The organism is Stieleria mannarensis, from assembly GCF_014154935.1.
GTDB classification, from domain to species: domain Bacteria; phylum Planctomycetota; class Planctomycetia; order Pirellulales; family Pirellulaceae; genus Stieleria; species Stieleria mannarensis.
The window spans coordinates 1-764 of record NZ_JACEHH010000186.1 but is presented as its reverse complement, the minus strand read 5'-3'; the positions used below and the strand labels follow the sequence as shown (position 1 = coordinate 764).

1 protein-coding gene is annotated in these 764 nt (G+C 56.5%); it reads right to left on the bottom strand.

Translation table 11 applies throughout. The features are described from left to right. Positions 1-18: 18 nt before the first annotated feature. Entirely contained in the window at positions 19-657 is a 639-nt protein-coding gene (locus H1B37_RS33000; protein ID WP_182871519.1) for a protein phosphatase 2C domain-containing protein, read from the bottom strand. Between the last annotated feature and the right edge of the window lie 107 nt (positions 658-764).

Sequence of the window (764 nt, the reverse complement as noted above, 5' to 3'; positions counted from 1 at the left end):
TTCCCCGCTTCTTGCATGTCAAATCGAGTAACGTTTACGAGACGCAGCCGTCCGGCGTATCCGACACGCGACGATTGCAGTATCGTCCCAAAGGTCGCCGGAGGGAAGACGAACCATGTCTAAACATGCACGCGGAAGAGCAAAAAAGTCAGTGCGACCGATGAGCGGTGTGATCTGCTCGCGTTTGGCGTAGTCGAAGAAACCGTCGGAACCAACCAAAAGGACACCACTGAGTCGGCCGTGCCAGAATGGAGCAGGTTTTGCCGCCTGTGAACCAAGTAGCGGTTTGCGAGTCTGCGTGCGAGTCAAGTCGGTGATGTCTTGACCGTCGACCACCCACGCACAACTATCGCCGACGCTCGCACCAAGAATGCGGTCGGGATGTAGGTCCACGATCACAGCGGTCGTTTCACCGCCGTGTATGCGAAGGTCGAGTTGCGAAAGAAATTGGGACCAAGCAGTTGAGCTGTCAATCGCTGCGTAATTCGCCCGCATTTCCCGAATCACGGTTTCGGCAGCAATATGTCCGTCCCCCGTGCCGCCAGCGCCGTCGGCGACCACGATCAATGTGCGATCACCATCAGCGATCACTTCAATGCGATCTTCGCATCGCTCGCGGTACGCTTCGACAACGTGGGCAGTTTCAAACGATGTCATAGATGAGCATCGCAGTTTTCAGTCGGGTAACGTCGGTGGTCACCGCGTCGGCGCGATCAACCGGAACTCAAATTCAAACTCGACTCGCCGACTGCGGTGCACCACTT